We start from the raw sequence: 21,482 nt of genomic DNA on the forward strand, positions 1-21,482 counted from the left end.
GATCAGGCACGGGGACCGTCCGTGCGGTGTCGGTAGGCGCTGTGGATTGGTGCGCCGATGGTGTGGTGTGCTTGAGGCTGTTGGCAGTGCACGACGCGGCAAGCTCGGTCGGCTTGCTAGGCAGTTCGATCGTGTGGTGCGGCTGCGGCTGATGCTATTGCTGCTGCTACTGCGGTTGGGGTTGCTGTTGCTGTTGCTTTTTTTGCTTTTGATCTTGATTTACCGGGTCCCTTACGTAGCGGCGAATAGGGCGGGAAAAACCCCGAAGGGGCGGCGCACAGGGATGTGCGCCGTTCGCGGCAGGGGCAGGATGCCCCTTCCGCGAATCCCGTCCTATTCGCGGACCCGGAGCGCGCAGCGCGGAGGGCGCGGAGGAGGGTGTGCTTTCTTTTGGTTACTTTTCTTTGCACAAGCAAAGAAAAGTAACTCGCCGCAGGCGAAAGCCTTTGCCTTTGCCTTTGCCTTTGCGACGGCGACGGCGACGGCGATGGCGATGGCGATGAAGGAATCATTGTAGGAGCGGCTTCAGCCGCGACCAATTCTGTCAGGAAGGTGTCGCGGCTGAAGCCGCTCCTACAAAAGCAAACGCCCAAGCAAAAAAGCAACAGCAAAGCAAAGGCTTCCGCCCTTGGCGGGTCACTTTTCTTTGCTCGTGCAAAGAAAAGTAACCAAAAGAAAGCACGCCCTGCCTTGCGCCCTCCGCGCTGCGCGCTACGGGTCCGCGGATGCACCGGGGATTCGCGGAAGGGGCATCCTGCCCCTGCCGCGAACGGCGCACATCCTTGTGCGCCGCCCTTCGGGTTTTTCCCCGGTCCATCCGCCGCTGCGGAAGGGAACCCGGTAAAAGCAACAGCAGAGCACAGCACAGCACAGCAGAGCAGAGCAGAAGCAGAGGGCAACCGGGATCTGTTTAGCGTTTCAGATGCGTGTGCCGAAGTCCCGGTGGTTGTTCGCCCTGGCGCGCAATGGCGTCACAGCGATACGTGGTGATGGCAAGCGCGATCGCGATGGAAGCCATCGCATGCGTCGGCCGTGCGCATTGCAGCGCAAGCACCAGCGCGCCCAGATCACCCGCGCGGCGGCAGCAGTTCCAGGCCGCAGATCTCGCGGATGCCCAGGCCCGGCGCGTCGGTGATCGTGATCTGCGAGTCGTTGAAGAGCACTCCGCCCTGCACCGGGTCGAACAGGCCCAGCGACGGGCCGTCCAGGTCCACCTTGGTGATGACCTCCGCCTTGGCCACCGCCAGGTGCACAGCCGCCGCCACGCTGATGCTCGACTCGAGCATGCAGCCGATCATGCACTCCACCCCGTACAGCGCGGCGATGTCGGCGATGCGGATCGCGTTGGACAGTCCGCCGGTCTTCATCAGCTTGATGTTGACGATGTCCGCGGCGCGGCGCTGGATCAGGTCGAACACCTGCGCCGGCCCGAACACGCTCTCGTCCGCCATCACCGGCGTGTTCACGCGCTCGGTCACGTACTTCAGCCCGTCGATGTCCCAGGCCTTGACCGGTTGCTCCAGCAGCTCCAGCGCCACGCCGGCGTCTTCCAGCGCACGCATCGCGTACACCGCCTGTTTCGGCGTCCAGCCCTGGTTGGCGTCCAGCCGCAGCGAGGCGCGGCCTGCGACCGCGGTGTGGATCGCCTTGACCCGCGCGATGTCCACGTCGATGTCCTTGCCGACCTTGATCTTCAGCGCCGCGAAGCCGCGCGCGAGCGCCGACAGCGCATCGGCCACCATCTTGTCGATGGCGTCCACGCTGATGGTGATGTCGGTGGTGATGGCCGGCGTACCGCCGCCGAGCATCCTGTACAGCGGTGCGCCGTACAGCTGCGCCCACAGGTCGTAGACCGCGATCTCCACCGCGGCCTTGGCGCTGCTGTTGCGCTCCAGCGCGCCCTGGATCCGCCCGGTGATCCGGTTGAGGTCGGCCACGTCCTCGCCGATCAGGCGCGGTGTGATGAAGCGGTCGATCGCCGCGATGATCGAACCGTGGGTGTCGCCGGTGATCGGCGCCGTGGCCGGCGCTTCGCCATAGCCGATGTGGCCGCTGTCGGTATGCACCAGCACCACCACGTCTTCGACCGTCTCCACGGTCCGCAACGCGGTCTTGAACGGAGTCTTCAGCGGCACGCGCAGCATGCCCAGTTGGATGTCGGTGATCTTCATTCGATAGATAACGGGCGGACGCGTTGGATGCGGGTGATGCGGTCGATGAAGGGCGTGCCGTCGCCCAGCAGCATCGGCTCCAGCGGCGTCACCGAGACGCCGTTGAGGCGCACGCGCTGCAACTGTCCGGACGCGTCGCGGTAGCCGGCGCCGGCCACGTCGTGGATCACCCAGGTGTGGCCGCGGTCGTGGCCGATCACCATCATCACGTGGCCGGGGATGTACACCAGATCGCCGACCTGCAGCCGCGCCAGCGTTCGCTGCCGTTGCGCCAGCGGCGCGTCAGCGACGTAGGACACGCTGGCGAGAGTGGGGCTGCGCGCCTGGTCGCCGGTATTGCGCGGCAACGCGATGCCCAGGCTGCGGTAGACGTCGGAGACGAAGCCGCTGCAGTCGCGCGCGTCGTAGTCGTTGCCCCAGCCGTAGCGTTCGCCGAGGAACTTGAAGGCCTGCCGCAGTAGGTTGCGTTGCGTCGCCGCCAGCGGCGCGGCGGCGACGTCGGCACCGCGCGGCACCAGCGCAGGCGCCAGCCGCAGTCGGCCATCGTCGTCGCGCAAGGGCAGTTGCACCACGTAGGCGGCCAGCGGCGACTGGCCGTTGACCGCCTGTTGCGCCGGCCAGTCCTGCAGCAGCGGCAGGCTGCTGCCCATGTCCAGCGACAGGTGCGACGCTGCGGGCAATTCCGGGGTGAAGGCGGTCAGCGTGCGCGCGCCGGTCGCCACCAGCCGCGGCGTGCGCTGCGCGTAGTCCAGCACCGTGGCGCGATCGCCTTCGGCCACGCGTTCGCGTGCGATCCACGCCGCGTAGTTCGGCGCCAGCACGAACAGCCACTGGCCGTCGCGGCTGGCATGCAGGATCGCCACCGCGGTGCCGGGATACAGCGCCGATTCCTGGAAGCGATCGATGTCGTGGTCGTCGCGGGTGCTGAAAACGCGTTGCCGGGTCGGGAAGGTACGCAGATCGGCGCGGCGCACCACCAGCGCGTAGCGCGGCGCGACCTGCGCGGGAATCGCATCCAGGGCGAGCGCCGATTGCAGGGCGTCCAGCTGCGCGGCGTCGAGCGCGGCGCCGTGCGCGTCGTAGAGCGTGCGCGTCGGCGGTGCCGACAGCGCCAGTACTTGCGCGCGCACCTGCGCTGCGCTGTAGCGCTCGGGCAGCGCCTGCAGGTCGTGCATCGAGGCATCGTGGCGCAGCAGGTGCGCGTTGAAGGCCTGCACCTGCGCCGCGTCGAGCAGCGGGCGCGGCGCATCGGGCAAACGCGCGATCCAGTACTCCGCCTGCAGTTGGCTGGCCTGCAACTGGAACGGCGCCTCGCTGGCGACGCTGGCCGCGGCGATGGGCGCGCTGAATGCGGCGGCCAGTAACAGGCACAGGCCACGCATCGTATTCATCGGACCCCGGGTGGTGGAAAGAATGCCGGACCGCTGCGCGCCGGCTTCCGAATAGTCTTTTCCTCGATGGGGCTTGTCAAGAATGCGCGATTGACATGCGATTTCGCAGCGTGCTACACCCGAAACGCAGGGGCGAGGAAGCGGAGGCGACAGGCGCCGTTCCCGTCAGCAGCGAGGCGCTGGCCTGGGGATCACGGGCGTACGTCGCAGGGGGCGCTGTTGGGCATCCGCACCTGGGGAAAGTAGCGATTGCAGAGAAAGGCGCCGTGCTACGGCCGTGCGCCATGTTGTCCGCGTGGGTGCCCAGGGAAGGCGGCCGGCTGCCGGCCTGCGTCGACTTGGGGCGCCGTTGTCAGCGTCCGTCGTCGATTGCAGGAGAGAGCCGCATGCCCATCCGAGTCCAGCATTCCCGTTGTCACGTCCGACCGTCCCGCCTCGCGCTCGCGCTGCTGGCCGGATGCGCATTGCCGCCGCTCGCCGCGGCACAGGACACCGCCGTCGCCACGCGCGACCTGGACAAGGTCACCGTCACCGGTTCGCGCATCGCGCGCTCGCAGGTGGAAGGGCCGGCGCCGGTGACCGTCATCACCGCGCAGGACATCCAGAAGCAGGGCTTCAGCACGGTGTGGGAATCGCTCGGCACGCTGACCCAGTTCAGCGGCAGCGCCTTCAACGAAAGCGACCAGACCGGCAGTTCGCCCAACGGCCAGTACCTCAACCTGCGCGGCCTGGGGCCCGGCTACCAGTTGATCCTGCTCAACGGCAAGCGCATGGCCGACTACCCGCAGTCCTACAACGCCAACGGCACCGCGGTCAGCCTGGGCAGCATTCCGGCGGCGGCGGTGGAGCGCATCGAGGTGATGAGCGGCGGCGCCTCGGCGATCTACGGTTCCGACGCGGTGGCCGGCGTGGTCAACATCATCACCAAGCGCGATTTCAGCGGCGACACGCTGCGCCTGCGCGGCGGCACCACCACGCGCGGCGGCGGCGACAGCGGCCAGCTGCAATGGAGCGGCGGGCGTACCGGCGATCGCTGGAGCCTGACCTACGCGTTCGAACGGCTGGACCGCGAAGCCATCGTCGCCAGCCAGCGCGACTTCCTGGATTCGTACGACGACCACCCCGGCAACAAGGCCGATCCGTCCAGCCCCAATGCCTCGATTTCCGGCGTCTACCTGCGTCGCGGCAATACCTATCTGTGGCCCAGCGGCGGCGCGCTGTCCACGTCGGCCGGGGCGCTGGACGCGGCGTGTGCGGCGACCAACCCGGCATTCAGGCCGTACAAGACCGCCGACAGCCTGGCCGCGGCCAACCGCTGCGGTGCGTTCGGCTACTACGAAGGCCGCTCGGTGCAGAACGGCTACGGCAAGACGTCCGCGTATCTGTCCGGCAGTTTCGATTTCAGCGAAGAAGTCACCGGCTATGCGCAGGTGCTGGCCAACCGCTCCAAGGACGAAAGCTCCAGCCAGACCCACTACTACATCGGCGAAGGCGCGTTCACCGTCTACGATCCGGACCTGGGCCTGGTCACCGCGCAGCGCATCTTCCTGCCCTCGGAAGTGGGCGGCATCAAGAACATCGAGTACGACGAGAAATCCTGGAACCTCAACGCCGGCGTGCGCGGCAAGCTGTTCGACGGCCGCTTCGACTGGGACGCGAGCGTGTCGATGTCGCGCTACGACATCACCACGCGGCGCCCGCGCTTCCTCACCAACGCGGTGCGCGACTACTACATGGGGCCGCTGCTCGGCTATCGGCCCGACGGCACCGAGATCCGCGAGTTCTACGCCGACAAACTGTTCGCGCCGGGCAGCGCGGCGTTGTACGACCAGCTCACCACCGAGGTGGTGAGCCGCGGCGAATCCAGCACCGACCAGGCCCAGTTCGTGTTCAGCGGCGACCTGTTCGCCCTGCCGGCCGGCATGGTGCAGATCGCCACCGTGCTGGAGGCGGCGCGGCAGAAGTACGACCTCGCGCCGGATCCGCGCACCACCGTGGACTACATCGGCAGCGAGCGCATCTACAACCTGACCCAGACCCCGGGCGGCGGCCCGCGCGACCGCTACGCCGCAGGCCTGGAACTGCGCGTGCCGATCTTCCGCCGGCTCAGTGCGACGCTGGCCGCGCGTTACGACAAGTACGACGACATCACCGCGGTCGACGATGCCGCGACCTGGCAGGCGGGATTGGAGTGGCGGCCGTTCGACAGCCTGCTGCTGCGCGGCAGCCACGCCACCAGTTTCCGCGCGCCGGACCTACTGTGGATCTACGCCGGCACCAGCGCCAACAATCCCACCGTCACCGACGAATACCTGTGCCGCCGCGACGGCCTGGATCCGCTGTCCGACGCCTGTTCGGCCGCGCACGAATACCAGACCTTCTCCACCCAGTCGTCCAATCCGCTGCTGGAAGAGGAGAAGGGCAAGTCGACCACGCTGGGTTTCGTGTGGGACGTGCTGCCGACGCTGTCGCTGAGCGCGGACTACTACCGCATCGAACTGGAAGGCCGGGTCGAGTCGATTTCCAGCGAGACCCTGCTGGAGAACAACGCCAACTGCCTGCTCGGCAGCGACCGCGCCGGCAATGCGGTCGATACCGCATCGGCGGCCTGCCAGTTCTACATCCAGTCGGTGACCCGCAGCCCGGGTACCGACCTCACCGCCGAAGGTCAGATCACCGCGTTCGAGACCTTCCCGATCAACCAGTCGCTGATGCGGACCGACGGCGTGGACGCCAACCTGCGCTACAGCTTCGACCTCGGCGACTGGGGCGCGTTCGGGTTGCAGGCCGGCTATACCCGCGTGCTGAAGATGGAAGTGGCGCAGTTCGCCGGGGCCAGGCCGGTGGACGTGATGAACGACGTCGACTACCTGGCGTTCCGCACCCGCGCCAACTGGCGTGCGAACTGGAGCGTCGGCGACTGGTCGACCAGCCTGTACGGCTACCGCTACGGCTCGCGTCCCAACTACGCCGAGAGCGGACGCGTGGCGCCGTACGTGATCTGGAACGCGGACATCGCCAAGCGGATCACCGACAAGGCCACGCTCGGCATCAGCGTGCTCAACGTGTTCGACAAGATCCATCCGCGCGACGACACCTACACCGCCTGGCCGTACTTCCCGCGCGTGTACAGTGCGATCGGGCGGCAGTTGTACGCCAATTTCACCTACACCTTTTGAGGACGCGCGTGCGAGGCGAGGCTGCCACGCTGGAGTCGACGAGACCGGGGACGCCGTCGCGCAGCGTTGCAAGCGCGGGACGCCTGCGCAGCGCGTTGCTCGCGGTCTGCCTGGTGTTGCCGGCGTTGGCGGCGGCCGCGCCTGGCGCTGCGGACACGCCGCCGCCGCGCGCCGAGCTCGACCGCCTGTTCGAGCAGGCCATGACCCGCTACCGGCTGCCGGGGTTGGCAGTCGGCGTGATCGACAACGGCGAAGTGGTCTACACGCGCAGCGCCGGCGAGCTGCGTGCCGGCAGCGGCGAGCGCATCGATGGCGCGACGCTGTTCAAGATCGCCTCCAACAGCAAGGCGATGACCACCGCATTGCTGGCGCGGCTGGTCGATGCCGGCAAGCTGCGCTGGGACGATCCGGTGACCCGGTATGTGCCGGAATTCCGCATGTACGATCCGTGGGTCACGCGCAACATCCAGGTGCGCGACCTGCTGATCCACAACAGCGGCCTGGGCCTGGGCGCCGGCGATCTGATGCTGTGGCCGGAACCCAACGCGTTCGCCCGCGCCGACATCATCGCCGGGCTGGCCTACCTGAAGCCGACCCACAGCTTCCGCGCGCACTACGCCTACGACAACCTGCTGTACGTGGTCGCGGGCGAAGTGGCCGCGCGCGCCGGCGGCAAGCCCTACGAGCAACTGCTGCGCGAGCAGGTGTTCGCGCCGCTGGGCATGCGCCGCTGCCAGGTCGGCGCCTGGGAGCGCGACGCGGTCGGCAACGTCGCCCAGCCGCATATGCGCCAGGGCGAGGCCAACGTCGTGGTGCGCGCGGACCCGGCGCGGATCGCGGATACGCCGTCGATGGCGGCTGGCGGCGTGCGCTGCAGTCTCGACGACATGCTGACCTGGATGCGCGCCTGGCTGTCGCCCGACACCGGCACTGCGCCCTGGCTGTCGCCGGCGCAGCGCCAGGCGCTGTGGACGCTGCACACGCCGATGCCGATCTCGGCGCAGATGCGCGACTGGGACGGCACGCGCCTGTACGGCTATGGCTACGGCTGGCGCCTGTCCGACGTGGACGGGCAGTGGCAGGTCGCGCACACCGGCACCCTGATGGGCATGTATTCGGCGCTGGTGCTGCTGCCGGATCGGCGCAGCGGCTTCGTCATCCTCAGCAACGGCGAGGGCGGCGAGATGCGGACCGTGTTGAGCGAAGCGCTGCTCAAGCAGTTCACCCGTCCCGGCGAGCGTGCGCTGGATGTCGTGCACTACGCCACGTTGCTCGAACGCGCGCGTGCGCAGGCCGACAAGGCGGCGCCTGCCGCAGTGGATACGTCTGCGCGCACACCGGTCGCCAGCGCCGCCTCGCGCGATCGGCAAGGCGTGTGGCGCGATCCGTGGTTCGGCGAGGTCGTGCTCTGCCCGCAGCAGGGACTGCTGCGCTTCCAGGCGCGCAAGTCGCCGCTGCTGCGCGGCCGGGTCATGCAGGCCGGCGCGCGCTGGCTGGTGGACTGGGACGACGCCAGCGTCGATGCCGAGCCGTGGCTGGACTTCGCTGTCGGTGCCGACGGCGTGCAACGGATGCAACTGGCGCATGTCGATCCGAACGCGGATTTCAGCTACGACTATGCCGACCTGGCGTTCGTGCGGGTGGGATCCTGTCCTGAGGGACTTCAGTCCCGACGCTTTAGCGGTAAGGCCCGTCGGGACTGAAGTCCCTCCCACAACAAGCATCTCGTTCACCAAATTTCCAGATACTGCTATTGCTTGCGCTTGCCGCTCACTGTCAGATGCCCCGGAATCTTCTCCATGACCCGACGCTTTCCCCCTCCCGCATCGCCCCGCATCCGCTGGCTGGCACCGCTGGCGCTGGTCGCCCTGCTCGGCGCCTGCGCGCACGCGCCGCAGCGCAATCCGCTGGCCGAGTGGGTGCCGTCGCCGAACCAGGATCTGCGCCGGCCGATCCTGATCGTGATCCATTACACCGACCAGGACTCGGTGCAGCGCAGCCTGGACACGCTGCGTTCGCACAACAGCAAGGGCAAGGTCAGCGCGCATTACCTGATCGGTCGCGACGGCAAGCGCTACCAGCTGGTCAGCGACGAGCGCCGCGCCTGGCATGGCGGCGCCGGGCGCTGGGGCACGATCACCGACATCAACTCCGCCTCGATCGGCATCGAGCTGGACAACGACGGCAAGACTCCGTTCGCCGCCGCGCAGATCGACAGCCTGCTGCTGTTGCTGGAGGACCTGTGCACGCGGCTGCGCATCCCGCGCACGCAGGTGGTCGGGCACGAGGACTTCGCACCCACGCGCAAGGTCGATCCGGGTCCGCTGTTTCCGTGGAAGCGCCTCGCCGACGCCGGTTTCGGCCGCTGGCCCGCCGCGGACACGCCGCCGGCGCCGCCCGGCTTCGACCCGTGGCAGGCGCTGGCGCTGATCGGCTATCCGATCGACGACCGCGCGGCCACGCTGCGCGCCTTCCACCACCATTACCGCGGCAACGACGCCACCGCGTTCGATGCCGAGGACCTGCGCATTCTCTATGCGCTGACCCAGCCGGCGCAGGCGCGACCGCAGCCGCAGCCGACTCCGGCGCAGGAGCAGGACGTGCCGTAGCGCTGCCGGGTCGTCCGGCACTGCATGCAGGCGACCACGCCTGTGGCGCCGCGCCGACCTGGCGCGGCATCCATTGGAGCCAACGCGTTCTTGGTAGCATGAGCGCGCCAAGAACTCCAAAGGACGCAGTGATGAGGCTCGCAAAGACAGCCCTGTGGGCGGCAACGCTCCTGTTGATCGGCGGTTGCACGGACAAGCCCGCCGACCCCGCGCCGGCGGGCACGCAGGCGCAACCCGCGGCGACCGCTGCCGCCGCGCCTGCACCCGCGTCCGCGGCCGCGCAACCCGAGCCGGTCGGCGTCGAGGTGCCGGCGCCCGGGCAGGTGCTCGCCGATATCTATGGCATGAAGGGCGACGGCTCGGCGTCCTACACGATCGACAACAACGCCCTGGCCAGCTTCTGGTACGGCTATCGCTTCGACCTCGGCGGCAAGCACTACTACACCGGCTTCGCCAATGCGGGTCCGGAGAAGTACGGCAAGTCGGAGGAAGAGAACACCCCGGATCCCGCCGTCGGCGTGAGCATCAGCCAGGCCACCTATGTGCTCGACAGCACGGACGGCAAGCCGACCTGGACGCTGTTCCATGCGCAACGCTGGGTTGGCGATTTCGGCGGCAACGAGAAGGCCGATACGCTGGACCAGAAGCGCAAGCCGCAGAGCACCGAGACCAAGGACGGCCACTTGCTGCTGGCGCTGCCGACCACGCGCTTCGCCGACGGCATCACCAGCTCCGGCTTCGCCGTGTTCACCTTCGACCCGAACAAGAACGACCTGGGCGACTACAAGGGTTGGGTCTACCTGGGCACCGTGGCCACCGGCGAAGACAACGGCGCGGCGTGCGACGATCAGGGCACGATGAAGTGCGCGTCCAGCACCGGCACGCTGAGCTTCGAACCCGGCACCGGGCCGCTGCCGAGCCTGCGCGTGGCCATGAGCGGCACCGCCATCGCCGGTCCCGGCAAGGTCCGTCCCCTGGGCGCCGGCGACGTGGCGACCTACACCTACGACCAAGCCGCCGGCAAGTACGTGCCGCCGCTGGATCGCTGAACAGCCGCCGACCGGCCCGCGCCAGGGCCGGCCGGCGGTGGGCGCGGAGGGGGCTTGCCCGCTGGTCGCCGGCACTGGAACTGGGTAAGATGCCGCCACGGGGCCTGATGATCAGGCGAGTCATTCGCGAGCGGCAATGGATGCTGCACTCGCCCGAAATGCCGGAGTGGATCGCCGGCTTGCGGTTCGCCATGCGCGAACGCCATCACCGCCCCTGCTTTGGGGCCGGATTGCAATCCACCGTTCTCTGTCCGAAGCCGCGCCTGCGAGGAGTTCTTCATCCGCGTAGGTCGCGCTGTGTCTGCGATGCGCAAGAGGGCGGCATCCGGATACGGCGGCGTGGCGTGTCGGGATTTTCAGGAGTGTTTTTCGGCTTCTTCAACGAATACAGGATGTTCTGCACATGTCCAATGACAACAAGCTCGCCGTCGCCACCGAAGCGCCGCCCTATCCGGGCAGCGTGCTGTATCTGATCTACGGGATCGACGGCGATGGCGCCCTCTCGTACGAAATCGACAACGGCGCCGTGGCCAGCTTCTGGTGCGGCCAGCATTTCGATCTGGGCGGCAAGCACTATTACACCGGTTTCGCCTACGCAACGCGCGGCAGGTACGGCAACGACGACGAGGAAACCTTTCCCGGTCCGGACGACAGCGTTTCGCTCAGCCAGGCGACCTTCGTCCTGACCGACCCCGGCAGCGAGCGGCCGTGGATGGTCTTCCACGCACAGCGCTACGTCGGCGCCTTCGGCAGTTACGAGCGCGCCGATGCGCTCGACGAGACGCGCAAGCCGCAGCAGCACGTGCTGGACAACGGCCACCTGCTGCTGGCGGTGCCGACTTCCAGCTTCGCCAACGGCGTCACCAGCGCCGGCTTCGCGCTATTCACCTTCGACCCGAACAAGAACGAGCTGGGCGACTACCAGGGCTGGGTGTACCGGGGAACGGTCGCGGCCGGCGAGGACAACGAGGCCAGCAGCGACGAAGAAGGCGTCGTCCCTCACGTTTCCAGCGTCGGCACGCTGCGTTTCGAGACGATACCGGGCGAACCCATGCCTGCTCTGCGCGTGGCGCTGAGCGGCACCGCGATCGCAGGTCCCGGCAGGGCGCGCATGCTCGATGCATCCGACGCGGTGGTCTATGCGTACGACCAGGCGAGCGGACAGTACCTGCCGAAAGATGGCCCATGAATCCACCGGCGCGCCGATCCGCCGATCGACGCACCGGCAGCAGCAAGAACGCATTCCCCGCAGTACCCGAATTGTTTTGTTGACCGCGCACTAACAAGCTCACGGACGAGCTCGGTTGACCTTGTCGGCGCACGCCGCCGTATATCAACCTCAAGGAGTAACACGAGATGGCACGCGATTACACGAAGGCCGAGAACCTCGACATCATCGAGCGTGAGGCCAAGGAACGCCACATTCCGGTCGACGATTTCATGCGTTTCGCCTATATCGAAACCGGCGGCAAGTTCAACGAGCAGGCCAGCCGCGGCCCGAACAGCGCCAAGGGCCTGTTCCAGTTCACCCCCGGCACCGCAGCGGCCTACGGCATCAGCGGCCGCGAACTGGATGCAGTGGCCAATACCGACGCCGCGGCGCGTCTTTACCAGGACAACCAGCATTCGCTGACCCGGCAGCACGACAAGGACCACCGTCCGTACCTGTCCGGCAAGCCGCAGCCCGATGGCCTGGACATGTACATGGCGCACCAGCAGGGCGCCGGCGGCTACCGCTCGATCCAGGCCGCGGTCGCCACCGGCAGCTTCGCGCGCGAAGACACGCGTCCGAACATCCTCAACAACGTGCCGCGCGAAAAGGATGCGGCCGGGGCCAAGCAGTTCGAGGCCTACACCGGATCTTCGCTGGCCGAGTTCAAGAAGATGTCCGACCAGGACATGGCCAAGACGTTCCTGAAGTACTGGGACACCAAGTTCGACCACATCGCGATCCCGGAAAAGGGCATCAAGCCGGTCACCGAGGGTCATGCCCCGCAGCCGGTCCCGGCGGGTCGCATGCAGCCGCATGCGCCCGTGCATCCGGCCGCACATCCGGCCACGACCGCCAAGCAGGACGGCCACGACGGGATCAAGCTCACCGCCGCGTACGAGATGGGCATCAAGTACGACGACGTGAAGTACGCGATCAACATCAAGGACCACAAGCTTTCCCACCCCGGCGTGGACGGCAAGCATCTGGAGCAGGGCTACATCGACTGCTCCGGCTGGGTGACCGAGCTGCAGAACAAGACGATGCTGGAGATCAACCGGAAAGCCGGCCACGAGGTGTTCGGCCAAAAGGATCTGCTGACGCAAGGCATGGTCGGCTCCGGCGACATCGTCAAGAAGGCCTCCCTCAGTTCCGGCGCGCTGCTGCAGGGCCAGGACGTGTTCAAGCCCGGCGCGCTGAAGGAAGGCATGGTCATCGGCGTCGATGCCAAACACAAATCGGGCCATGACTACTGGCACGGCATCGACCACATCATGATGGTGGTGCGCGATCCCAAGAGCGGCGAACTGCTGATCAGCCAGTCCAGCGGCAGCAAGGGCGTCAACACCATGCCGTTGGATGACTATCTGGCCAGCCACAAGAACGCCAAGCTGTTCGCGGCCGATCCGCTGGCCAAGGCACGCGACCTGCTGCAGGACAGGCAGCAGACGCAGTCGCAGACGCACGGCCAAGGCCATGACGCGCGCACCTCGCTGAAGCCGGGCGAGCAGGGCCCCGACGTGAAGGCGATGCAGCAGAGCCTGATCGAACTCGGCATCAAGGACAACAGCGGCAAGTTGCTGACCGGCACCGGCTACTACGGCGACAAGACCAAGGAAGTGGTGGCCAACCTGCAGCGCGAGAAGGGCATCGAACCGACCGGCATCGCCGACAAGGTCACCCTCGATGCGCTGAGCAAGCTGCAGACGCAGGGCAAGACCGACGCCAAGCTCAACCCGGCCGCCGCCGAGGCGCAGCGTGCCGACAATCCGCTGTTCACCCAGGCTCTGGAGAAGCTGCAGAAACAGGGCCCGAACGGCGGGTTCAATAGCCGCGAGGAAATGCAGCGCGCGGCCGGGCAGGTGGCGTTCGAAGCTAAGGTCGGCGGCATGTCGCGCATCGACGACGTGGTCCACAGCACCGACGGCAAGGGCCTGATCGCGGTGGAGCGCAACCCGAACAACCCGCACGACGTGAACCGCGCCTACGTGGACAAGCAACATGCCGCGACGGTGCCGCTGGAACAGAGCCAGCAGCAGCTGGTAGCGGAAACCCAGCGGCAGGCGCAGGAGCAGAGCCAGGATCAGCGCACCCAGACGCAGTCGCAGACACCGACGCGCTGATGCGCGTCGCGGGCATCGGCTGCCGCCGTCAGGCGTGTCGGATGGCAGCCGATGCCGGTTCGATCATCGATCGGACTGGCGTCCACGCGCGTTCGGAACTGCATGGCGTTCCTGCAGGGCGGCGCACGCGGCATCGAGCCGGTGCCGCGTGCGAAGCCTCGATCGTGCCCGTGAAGTGGACGTTGCCGATGCAAGACGCTTGCGGCTCGTCGAGACGTTGTCGGCAGACTGTCTGCGTTGTTTGAACGGCCGTGTAGCGGTGTCGTGGCAATCCGGCGATCCGATGGACACGGTTTCGACGATCGTTTAGAACTGCCCTCCCTTACACGCATCACCACAAGGCGAATTCCAACAGTGGCCATCGTCAAGGTTCTTCCTCTTTCCTGCCTGCTCGCGCTCTGCGGTCTGACCGCGGCGTGCAACGGCGGGTCTTCCGCGCCGGCGCCGGCTGCGACATCCGCCGCGCCAGCGCCAGCATCGGCACCGCCCGCGAGCGATGCGCCTGCGGCGAATCCGCAAGCGCCGAGCGCGCCGTCCACCCAGGCGGATGCCGCCGCCGCACCATCGAAACCTTCAGGAGAAAACGTCGTGCTGCGACCTTCCTATGACGCCTGCATCAGCGCCGCCGCAGGCGTGACCCCGACGATGCAGGACTGCATCGACACCGAATACGCGTACCAGGATGGCCGCCTGAACACGGTCTACAAGGCGCTGATGGCCAAGCTGGGCGACGCGGAAAAGAACGCGCTGCGCGAGCAGCAGCGCAAGTGGATCGCCGATCGCGACGAGAAGTGTTTCTACGATCCCGACAGCGGGCAGGCGGGGCGCGTGGATGCCGCCGAGTGCCGTCTCGACATGACCGCCAAGCGCGCGGACGAACTGGAAGCGCGCTGATTGCTGCAGTGGTTTTTGCGATGAACTTTTTTAGACAAGGAGATGGACGATGAGCGACAAGGATTGGGAACTGGGTCAGACCTCGAAGCATTACGAAACCGGCGGACGCGGCGCGAGCACGGTGTCCTCCGGCATCGACGATCCCGGCGGCGTGTCCTACGGTTCCTATCAGATGACCTCGCAGGTCAAGACCAAGGAAGGCACGGTCATCGTGGGCGGCACCGTCGCGGCCTTCGTGAAGGACAGCAAGTACGCCGACGACTTCGCCGGCCTGAAGCCCGGCTCGGCCGACTTCAGCGCGAAGTGGAAGGAGCTGGCCAGGACCGACGACAGCTTCGCGCAGGAACAGCACGACTACATCAAGCGCACGCACTACGACAAGCTGGTCGATCGGCTCAAGGACAAGGGACTGGACCTGTCCGACCGCGGTCCGGCGGTGCAGGACGCGCTGTGGAGCACGGCGGTCCAATACGGCCCCGGCAGCGACAAGAAGCCGGGCGGCTCGGGCGTGTTCCTGAAGGGGATGGAAGAGAAGTTCGGCAAGGACTACGACCTGTCCAAGCTCTCCGACAAGGACATCGTCGGCGCGGTGCAGGACTACAAGGCCGACCACGTCAAGGGGCTGTTCCCGCGGGTGGAGAAGCAGAAGACCCTGGATTCGCTGCAGAACCGCGCCGAGAACGAGAAGGCGGATCTGCTCAAGCTGGCCGACCAGGACAAGACGGTCACCCGGACCGGCGAGCAGCCGGCCAAGCATGAGCGCACCTCGCATGCGGACAAGGCGCATGGCGGCAATGGCCCGCATGCAGAAAACGGCGATGGCGTGCTCAAGCGCAACGAGCAGGGTGCTGCGGTGAAGGACATGCAGGAGAAGCTGTCCAAGCTCGGTTACCTGGACGCGAAGGACGCCATCGGCACCTACGGTCCGAAGACCGAAGCGGCGGTGGAGAAATTCCAGCAGGACAACCGGCTCAAGGGCGTGGACGGCAAGGCCGGCCCGGAGACGCTCGCCTCCATCGACAAGAGCCTGCAGCGGCAGCAGGGCGTGGACCAGTTGCGCCGCGACAATCCGATGTTCGACCAGGCGGTCAAGCAACTGGAGAAGCAGGGGCCGAACGGCGGCTTCGGCAGCCGCGAGGAGATGCAGCGCGCGGCCGGCCAGGTCGCGTTCGAGGCCAAGGTCAACGGCATGTCGCGCATCGACGACCTGGTGCACAGCACCGACGGCAAGGGCATGATCGCGGTGGAGCGCAACCCGAACAACCCGCACGACGTGAACCGCGCCTACGTGGACCGGCAGCAGGCCGCCACGGTGCCGCTGGAGCAGAGCCAGCAACAGCTGGCGGCCGAAACCCAGCGCCAGGCGCAGGTGCAGGAGCAGACCCAGGACCAGCAGCGCACCCAGGCGCAATCGGCACCGTCGCAAGGACGTTGAGGCCTATGGCGCCGGCGATTGTCGCCGGCGCCAACTGCGTTGCACCAGGCACCAGCTCGGGTTCACCGGGCTGGTGGCCAGTGTCTCTCGTGCAGCAGGGAGCCGCCGCGGCGCAGTCGCTTGTGGCTCGCACCGGCATTCGATTTCGCTTGTCCTGCCATGCAGCGCCGCGCATCGGAAGCTGCTGCATGTACGGGACATTTGCAGGAACGCTGCGCCAGCGTCTGCCTGGCTCGCGCAAGGACACAACGTTCGGGCGACATTGCTGACGCAAGCGGCAGCAATGCTCCAGCTCATCGCCCCGCGTGGTCGCCGCGCGTGCCCAGGCTGGCCGAGAGATGGTCGATCCACACGCGCAGTTTGGGCAGCACGTGGCGGTGCGAAGGCCACAGCATCCAGAACGTGCCGTCGACGACGTTGTAGTGCTCCAGCGCCGTCTGCAGCAGGCCCTGCTGCAGCGCGTCGTCCACTGCGAAATCGGGCAGGTAGGCGATTCCCATGCCGCCGATGGCCGCGCTCAGCGTGGCTTCGATACTGCCCAATGTCATGGTGGTGGGCACGCGCAGTTCGGCCAGGTCGGCACCCGCCTCGCTCAGGCGCCACTCCTGCAGCTTGCCGCTCGAGGGGTACTTGAAGCGCAGGCAGCGATGGGCGGCCAGGTCCTGCGGGTGCGCGGGCACGCCGTGGTTGGCGAAGTACTGCGGCGAGCCGCACAGCCTGAAGCGGAACGGGCATAGGCCGCGCGCCGAAAGCCGCGAGTCCGCCAGCGTGCCGCTGCGGATCGCCATGTCGAAGCCTTCGTCGACGACGTCCACCAGCCGGTCGCTGAAATCGATGTCGAGCTCCACCTCCGGATACGCCTGGACGAAAGCCGGCAACACCGGCATCAGCAGCCGGTGCCCCGCGGCGGGCACGCTGATGCGCAGGCGTCCGCGCGGCGCGCTCGCGTTCTTGCCGAGCGCAGCCTGCGCATCTTCCAGGTCTTCCAGGATCCGGCGGCAGCGCTCGAAGAACTGCATGCCTTCCTCGGTGAGGGCGATGCTGCGCGTGCTGCGATGGAACAGGCGCACGCCGAGCTTGGCTTCGAGCCGCGCGATGCTCTTGCCGATGGCCGAGGGCGACAGCCCCAGCACTCTGGATGCGGCGACGTAGCTGCGGGTCTCGGCGGCACGGACGAACGCGGTCAGCCCGCTCACATGGTCCATTTTTTTGGCCTTTTCGGGGAACGGATTGACGACTATTTGTCGTTTCTGTCGGGAATCATGGCTTGTTCCAAGCCGATTGGAGCCATCCTATCTTTTGTCGATCCATTTTGTGGATGCGCTCGACAAAGGATCCGACATGCATTTCCCCCACCCCACGCACGCTGCCAACGCGAAGAAATGGGTGCTTCTCGGCGCGGTCCTGCTCGCTGCCCTGTCCATGCCGCTGAGCTTCACCGGCCCGGCGGTGGCGCTGCCCGCCATCGGGCAAAGCCTGGGGGGCAGTCCCGTCGCCCTGAACTGGGTGACCAATGCCTTCATGCTGGGCTTCGGCGGCTGCCTGATGGCGGCCGGCGCGCTCGCCGACCAGTTCGGTCGCCGCCGCCTGTTCGTTCTCGGCGTGGGCGGGTTCGCCGCCGCCTCGCTGGCCCTGGTCTTCGTGCCGGACATCGTCTGGCTCGATGCGCTGCGCGCCGTGCAGGGCGTGGCCGGCGCGGCGGCCTTTGCCGGCGGCGCGGCAGCACTGGCCCAGGAATTCGACGGCCATGCGCGGGCGCGGGCCTTCAGCCTGCTGGGCACCACCTTCGGCGTCGGCCTGGCGTTCGGGCCGTTACTCTCCGGGTTCCTGATCGAGCGCCTGGGATGGCGTTCGGTCTTTTTGAGCGCCACCGTGCTCGGTGCGCTGGCGCTGTTCTGCGGCTGGCGCGGCATGCCCGAATCGCGCGACCCGGAGGCGCAAGGCTTGGACTGGCTCGGCGCCCTCGGCTTCACGGCGGCGTTGACGCTGTTCACCTATGCGCTGCTGCAGGTGCCGGAGCACGGCTGGGGCGACCGCAGGGTGGCCGGCCTGCTGGCTGCTGCGGCCGCGCTGCTGGCGGCCTTCGTGCTGATCGAGACCAGGGCGAAGCGGCCCATGCTGGACCTGTCCCTGTTCCGCTACCCGCGTTTCGTCGGCGTGCAGTTCCTGGCGGCGGCGCCGGCCTATTGCTACGTCGTGCTGCAGGTGCTGTTGCCTGCGCGCTTCATCGGCATCGAGGGGTACAGCGCGCTGGCGGCCGGACGCATGATGATCGCGCTGTCCGCACCGATGCTGATCGTGCCGATTCTGGCGAGCATGCTGACGCGCTGGCTGTCGGCCGGGCTGATCTCCGGCATCGGATTGCTGACCGCCGCCGGCGGCCTGGCGTGGCTGGCGCAGTGCACGCCGGGACAGCCTGCCGCGCATTGGCTGGCGCCGCTGCTGGTGATCGGCCTGGGTACCAGCCTGCCCTGGGGTCTGATGGATGGCTTGGCCGTGAGCGTGGTGCCCAAGGGGCGCGCCGGCATGGCCATGGGCATCTTCAGCACCACGCGCGTGGCCGGCGAAGGCGTGGCGCTGGCCGTGGTGGCGGCCATGCTCGCCGGCCTGGTGCAGTCACGCTTGCGCGATGTGGGTCCGGCGGATCTCGCGCACGCCCTGCCCGAGGCCGCGCAGCGCCTGGCGATGGGCGACCTGGCGCATGCGGGGAGCGTATTGCCCGGTATCGATCAGGCCTTGCTGGTGCACGGCTACGGCGATGCCTTTCGCATCCTGCTCTACATCCTCAGTGCAATCACGGTGCTGTCGACCGGCATGGTCTTCGGTTTGCTGACGCATCGCCCGGCCCAGGAAGCAGCATCGGAGCCTGCTCTGCAGCCGTGGCGCGACACGGCGGTGGGCGGCGGTCCTGCGCCGTCGCCCGCGCGCAAGGCCATGGGCGAGCCGGCGCCGCGTCGCGGGCGCCAGGAGGCGAGCACCATGAGCAACGACGTCTGAGCGGCAGACGGGCGATCGCCTCCATAATGTGCCCGTGAGCGAAGCGAATGGGGGAGAGCCGTCGTGTGGCGTGATGGCCTATGCTGAGCCCATGCCGTATTTCTGCTCCGTTGTGCTGCATCCCGTGCCGCATCAGCTGCGCCAGGCATTGCGCGCGCGCCGGGTCGCGCTCGTGCTGTTCGCCGCATGTGCGCTTGCCGGCCCGGGCAACGCGCTGAGCGCGGCGGCCACGCCGGCCGTATCGCCGGCGACCACGCCCGCGCAAGCCGGGTTGGTGGACGTGCACGACGTCGTGCCGGACATCGCGATGGACATCCGCTACGCCGGCCACGACAACTTCACCGGCCGCCCGGTGCCCGGCTACGACGCGCCGAAGTGCTATCTGCTGGCCCCGGCCGCGCAGGCGCTGGCGCGCGTGCAGCGCGCGTTGCGCGCCGAGGGCTACGGCCTGCAGGTGTTCGACTGCTACCGGCCGCAGCGTTCGGTGCGCGCCTTCGTGGCCTGGGCGGGCGACCTCGGCGACCAGGTCGCCAAGGCGCGCTACTACCCGCACCTGGACAAGCGCGTGCTGCTCGGCGACTACATCGCCGAGAGCTCCGGCCACAGCCGCGGCGCGACGGTGGACCTTGGCCTGCTCGACTGCCGCAGCGGCCATTGCGCGCCGCTGGACATGGGCACCGGCTTCGACTTCTTCGACCCGTTGGCGCACACCGACGCGGCAGGAATCGATGCGGCCCAGCGCGCGAACCGCCAGCGCCTGCTGCGCGCGATGGCGGCGCAGGGCTTCACCAACTACCCGCTGGAATGGTGGCATTACACCTTGCAGCCCGAACCCAGCCCCGGCACCGCCTACGACGTGCCGGTACGCTAGGGCGTCCCGTATCGCTTCATAGGCCAAACTCATGTCCGGCATGCAAAGCTTCATCGACCTGCAGTGCCCGTATTGCGGCGAATGGATCGACCTGGCGCTGGACCCGTCGGTCGAGGCGCAGCAATACGTGGAGGATTGCCAGGTGTGTTGCCGGCCGATGCTGGTGACGGTGCGCTGGGATGAGGACGGCGCGCCGGTGGTGAGCGCCACTGCCGAGAACGATGGCTGATGCGTGCCTGTCGGTCGATTGCCAGCGTGAGCGCGGCTCCCGGCGGCCTCGGGCAATAGTCACGGCAGACGCCGCCGACATCGCCCTTTGCGACGATGCCCGTATGCGCGGTGAGGACCGCACACCGGCCGCCACACCACCTAGACTGGCGCTCTCCCCGACAACCAGGAAGCACCGCAATGAACCTCCCGCTGCACTTCGGCCTGCTGGGCTCGCTCGAAGCCGGGCTGATCGCATTCGCGGTCGGGTTCCTCGTGTACGCGTTGTGGCACCGCCTGTGCCGCTGGCTGCAATGGTCCGAAGGCCATGCGCTGGGCTGGTCGTGCCTGATCGCGGTCGCGGTGTCGGCCGGGATCGATTGCTGGAACCTGTTCTACACCGGCATCGTGCGCCTGGAGTCGCCGTTGTATGCGCGGCTGGCGCTGGCCAGCATCCACGATCCGAACGAGTTGGGCTCGCGGGTGGTGCTGGAAGTCTCCGGTGCGCTTGCCGGTGTCGCCGCGGCCTGGGTCGCGTTCAGTTCGCGTTCAAGCGAAAAATCCGGCGAGCGCGACCGCGAAATCGTGTGAAACACACGGTTTTTTTCTGGTTTACAAACACCTCGAACGAATGGCTTACCGCACGCTCACCGCTTGCTAACCAAGCCGGTAACGCGTGTTTTCCACGCTGTGGTTAACGAAGCGTTGCCTGCGTTTTTTCGCAAGGGAATGGATTCAGCCTGGCACCGGCACGGTGTGGCCATGCACCGGATTCAACCGGGCATGCCACAACCGAGAGAGCACAGGAGACCACCCATGAACATTCGCAACCGCACGCCGCTGATCGGGACCGCCGCCATTCTCGCCGCCGCACTGGCCCTGCCGGCCTTCGCCCAGGATGCGCAGAGCGATGCCGCCACCCAGGCGCAGTCGCCGACCAGCGCGACCGGGCAGCCCGCACAATCCGGCGCTTCGGGCGGCGGCCAGACTTGGGCCGATGTCGATACGGATAGCGACGGCGCCATCAGCAAGCAGGAAGCGCAGGTCAATGCAGGCCTCAGCCAGATCTTTGCGCAGGCCGATGCCGATCACAACGGCAAGTTGACCCCGGACGAATACAAGGCGTACGTCGCCAAACAGCAGCAGGGCGGCGCCGCCGCCGGCAGCAACGGTCAGTAACGCCGACGGCGGCAAGGCGCCGCGGCCGGTACGCGCAGAGACGAGGGCGCGTGCCGACCGCGGCGCGGAGACGACGTAACAGCCCAATCGAACGTGACAGATGCATAGGAGGAAGGGCGGCTTGTGCCGCCCTTCCGCTTTTGCGCTGCTACCGAAGAATCGGCACG

17 protein-coding genes are annotated in these 21,482 nt (G+C 67.5%); 14 read left to right on the plus strand and 3 right to left on the minus strand.

Features of this window, described 5'->3' with window-relative positions; genetic code table 11:
• Nucleotides 1-151: 151 nt before the first annotated feature.
• Nucleotides 152-517 (plus strand): hypothetical protein, encoded by a 366-nt coding sequence (locus tag AB8810_RS03045; protein WP_369915522.1) that lies wholly within the window; start codon nt 152-154, stop codon nt 515-517.
• 550 nt (nt 518-1,067) lie between these two features.
• Here AB8810_RS03045 and AB8810_RS03050 read toward each other — a convergent pair.
• Both AB8810_RS03050 and AB8810_RS03055 read right to left on the minus strand, forming a co-directional pair.
• The gene (locus tag AB8810_RS03050; RefSeq protein ID WP_369915523.1) at nt 1,068-2,171 is read right to left on the minus strand and encodes a dipeptide epimerase; all 1,104 of its coding nucleotides are present in this window, start codon (nt 2,169-2,171) and stop codon (nt 1,068-1,070) included.
• Nucleotides 2,168-3,562 carry an SH3 domain-containing protein gene (locus AB8810_RS03055; protein WP_369915524.1) on the minus strand — a complete coding sequence of 465 codons (1,395 nt, stop codon included), beginning with the start codon at nt 3,560-3,562 and terminating at the stop codon, nt 2,168-2,170. Before AB8810_RS03055 ends, AB8810_RS03050 begins: the two co-directional genes overlap by 4 nt.
• 386 nt (nt 3,563-3,948) lie before the next feature.
• Here AB8810_RS03055 and AB8810_RS03060 point away from each other — a divergent pair, with 386 nt between their 5' ends.
• The 8 genes from AB8810_RS03060 to AB8810_RS03095 all read left to right on the plus strand — a co-directional run bounded on the left by AB8810_RS03060 (nt 3,949) and on the right by AB8810_RS03095 (nt 16,061).
• Complete coding sequence (locus AB8810_RS03060; RefSeq protein ID WP_369915525.1) at nt 3,949-6,741, plus strand: TonB-dependent receptor plug domain-containing protein; 2,793 nt, start codon at nt 3,949-3,951, stop codon at nt 6,739-6,741.
• A 95-nt stretch (nt 6,742-6,836) separates the two neighbouring features.
• Nucleotides 6,837-8,444 carry a serine hydrolase gene (locus AB8810_RS03065; protein ID WP_255432699.1) on the plus strand — a complete coding sequence of 536 codons (1,608 nt, stop codon included), beginning with the start codon at nt 6,837-6,839 and terminating at the stop codon, nt 8,442-8,444.
• A gap of 96 nt (nt 8,445-8,540) precedes the next feature.
• Entirely contained in the window at nt 8,541-9,350 is an 810-nt protein-coding gene (locus AB8810_RS03070) for an N-acetylmuramoyl-L-alanine amidase (protein WP_179567818.1), read from the plus strand.
• 131 nt (nt 9,351-9,481) lie between these two features.
• Nucleotides 9,482-10,399, plus strand: a complete 918-nt coding sequence (locus AB8810_RS03075; RefSeq protein ID WP_179567816.1) for a hypothetical protein — start codon at nt 9,482-9,484, stop codon at nt 10,397-10,399.
• Between the two features lie 403 nt (nt 10,400-10,802).
• On the plus strand, nt 10,803-11,588 hold the full coding sequence (locus AB8810_RS03080; RefSeq protein ID WP_369915526.1) for a hypothetical protein: 786 nt from the start codon (nt 10,803-10,805) through the stop codon (nt 11,586-11,588).
• A 167-nt stretch (nt 11,589-11,755) separates the two neighbouring features.
• Nucleotides 11,756-13,732, plus strand: a complete 1,977-nt coding sequence (locus AB8810_RS03085) for a peptidoglycan-binding protein (RefSeq protein WP_179567812.1) — start codon at nt 11,756-11,758, stop codon at nt 13,730-13,732.
• 354 nt (nt 13,733-14,086) lie between these two features.
• Complete coding sequence (locus AB8810_RS03090; RefSeq protein WP_369915527.1) at nt 14,087-14,626, plus strand: lysozyme inhibitor LprI family protein; 540 nt, start codon at nt 14,087-14,089, stop codon at nt 14,624-14,626.
• Nucleotides 14,627-14,675: 49 nt separating this feature from the next.
• Nucleotides 14,676-16,061, plus strand: coding sequence for a peptidoglycan-binding domain-containing protein (locus AB8810_RS03095; protein ID WP_179567808.1), 1,386 nt, complete (start codon nt 14,676-14,678; stop codon nt 16,059-16,061).
• A gap of 293 nt (nt 16,062-16,354) precedes the next feature.
• Here AB8810_RS03095 and AB8810_RS03100 read toward each other — a convergent pair whose 3' ends face one another.
• The gene (locus tag AB8810_RS03100; protein WP_369915528.1) at nt 16,355-17,266 is read right to left on the minus strand and encodes a LysR substrate-binding domain-containing protein; all 912 of its coding nucleotides are present in this window, start codon (nt 17,264-17,266) and stop codon (nt 16,355-16,357) included.
• A 109-nt stretch (nt 17,267-17,375) separates the two neighbouring features.
• Between AB8810_RS03100 and AB8810_RS03105 the strand changes: the two genes are divergently transcribed.
• From AB8810_RS03105 to AB8810_RS03125, 5 genes are all read left to right on the plus strand, one after another.
• Entirely contained in the window at nt 17,376-19,058 is a 1,683-nt protein-coding gene (locus AB8810_RS03105) for an MFS transporter (RefSeq protein WP_369915529.1), read from the plus strand.
• Between the two features lie 91 nt (nt 19,059-19,149).
• A complete protein-coding gene (locus AB8810_RS03110; RefSeq protein ID WP_369915530.1) occupies nt 19,150-19,929 on the plus strand; it encodes a M15 family metallopeptidase in 780 nt (259 codons plus the stop codon).
• A 31-nt stretch (nt 19,930-19,960) separates the two neighbouring features.
• A complete protein-coding gene (locus AB8810_RS03115) occupies nt 19,961-20,158 on the plus strand; it encodes a CPXCG motif-containing cysteine-rich protein (RefSeq protein ID WP_369915531.1) in 198 nt (65 codons plus the stop codon).
• Nucleotides 20,159-20,337: 179 nt separating this feature from the next.
• Nucleotides 20,338-20,727, plus strand: a complete 390-nt coding sequence (locus AB8810_RS03120; protein ID WP_179567800.1) for a hypothetical protein — start codon at nt 20,338-20,340, stop codon at nt 20,725-20,727.
• A gap of 225 nt (nt 20,728-20,952) precedes the next feature.
• Nucleotides 20,953-21,315, plus strand: coding sequence for an EF-hand domain-containing protein (locus tag AB8810_RS03125; RefSeq protein WP_179567798.1), 363 nt, complete (start codon nt 20,953-20,955; stop codon nt 21,313-21,315).
• Nucleotides 21,316-21,482 lie beyond the last annotated feature (167 nt).

The organism is Xanthomonas sp. NCPPB 3005, assembly GCF_041228095.2.
GTDB classification, from domain to species: domain Bacteria; phylum Pseudomonadota; class Gammaproteobacteria; order Xanthomonadales; family Xanthomonadaceae; genus Xanthomonas_A; species Xanthomonas_A bonasiae.

What these genes read in the sequence shown, in the direction of transcription:
- AB8810_RS03085 (WP_179567812.1), top strand. Translation starts at nt 11,756, where the DNA reads ATGGCACGCGATTACACGAAGGCCGAGAACCTCGACATCATCGAGCGT.
- AB8810_RS03120 (WP_179567800.1), top strand. Translation starts at nt 20,338, where the DNA reads ATGAACCTCCCGCTGCACTTCGGCCTGCTGGGCTCGCTCGAAGCCGGG.
- AB8810_RS03115 (WP_369915531.1), top strand. Translation starts at nt 19,961, where the DNA reads ATGTCCGGCATGCAAAGCTTCATCGACCTGCAGTGCCCGTATTGCGGC.
- AB8810_RS03055 (WP_369915524.1), bottom strand. Translation starts at nt 3,562, where the DNA reads ATGAATACGATGCGTGGCCTGTGCCTGTTACTGGCCGCCGCATTCAGC.
- AB8810_RS03095 (WP_179567808.1), top strand. Translation starts at nt 14,676, where the DNA reads ATGAGCGACAAGGATTGGGAACTGGGTCAGACCTCGAAGCATTACGAA.
- AB8810_RS03045 (WP_369915522.1), top strand. Translation starts at nt 152, where the DNA reads ATGCTATTGCTGCTGCTACTGCGGTTGGGGTTGCTGTTGCTGTTGCTT.
- AB8810_RS03075 (WP_179567816.1), top strand. Translation starts at nt 9,482, where the DNA reads ATGAGGCTCGCAAAGACAGCCCTGTGGGCGGCAACGCTCCTGTTGATC.
- AB8810_RS03050 (WP_369915523.1), bottom strand. Translation starts at nt 2,171, where the DNA reads ATGAAGATCACCGACATCCAACTGGGCATGCTGCGCGTGCCGCTGAAG.
- AB8810_RS03060 (WP_369915525.1), top strand. Translation starts at nt 3,949, where the DNA reads ATGCCCATCCGAGTCCAGCATTCCCGTTGTCACGTCCGACCGTCCCGC.
- AB8810_RS03100 (WP_369915528.1), bottom strand. Translation starts at nt 17,266, where the DNA reads ATGGACCATGTGAGCGGGCTGACCGCGTTCGTCCGTGCCGCCGAGACC.
- AB8810_RS03070 (WP_179567818.1), top strand. Translation starts at nt 8,541, where the DNA reads ATGACCCGACGCTTTCCCCCTCCCGCATCGCCCCGCATCCGCTGGCTG.
- AB8810_RS03080 (WP_369915526.1), top strand. Translation starts at nt 10,803, where the DNA reads ATGTCCAATGACAACAAGCTCGCCGTCGCCACCGAAGCGCCGCCCTAT.
- AB8810_RS03125 (WP_179567798.1), top strand. Translation starts at nt 20,953, where the DNA reads ATGAACATTCGCAACCGCACGCCGCTGATCGGGACCGCCGCCATTCTC.
- AB8810_RS03110 (WP_369915530.1), top strand. Translation starts at nt 19,150, where the DNA reads ATGCCGTATTTCTGCTCCGTTGTGCTGCATCCCGTGCCGCATCAGCTG.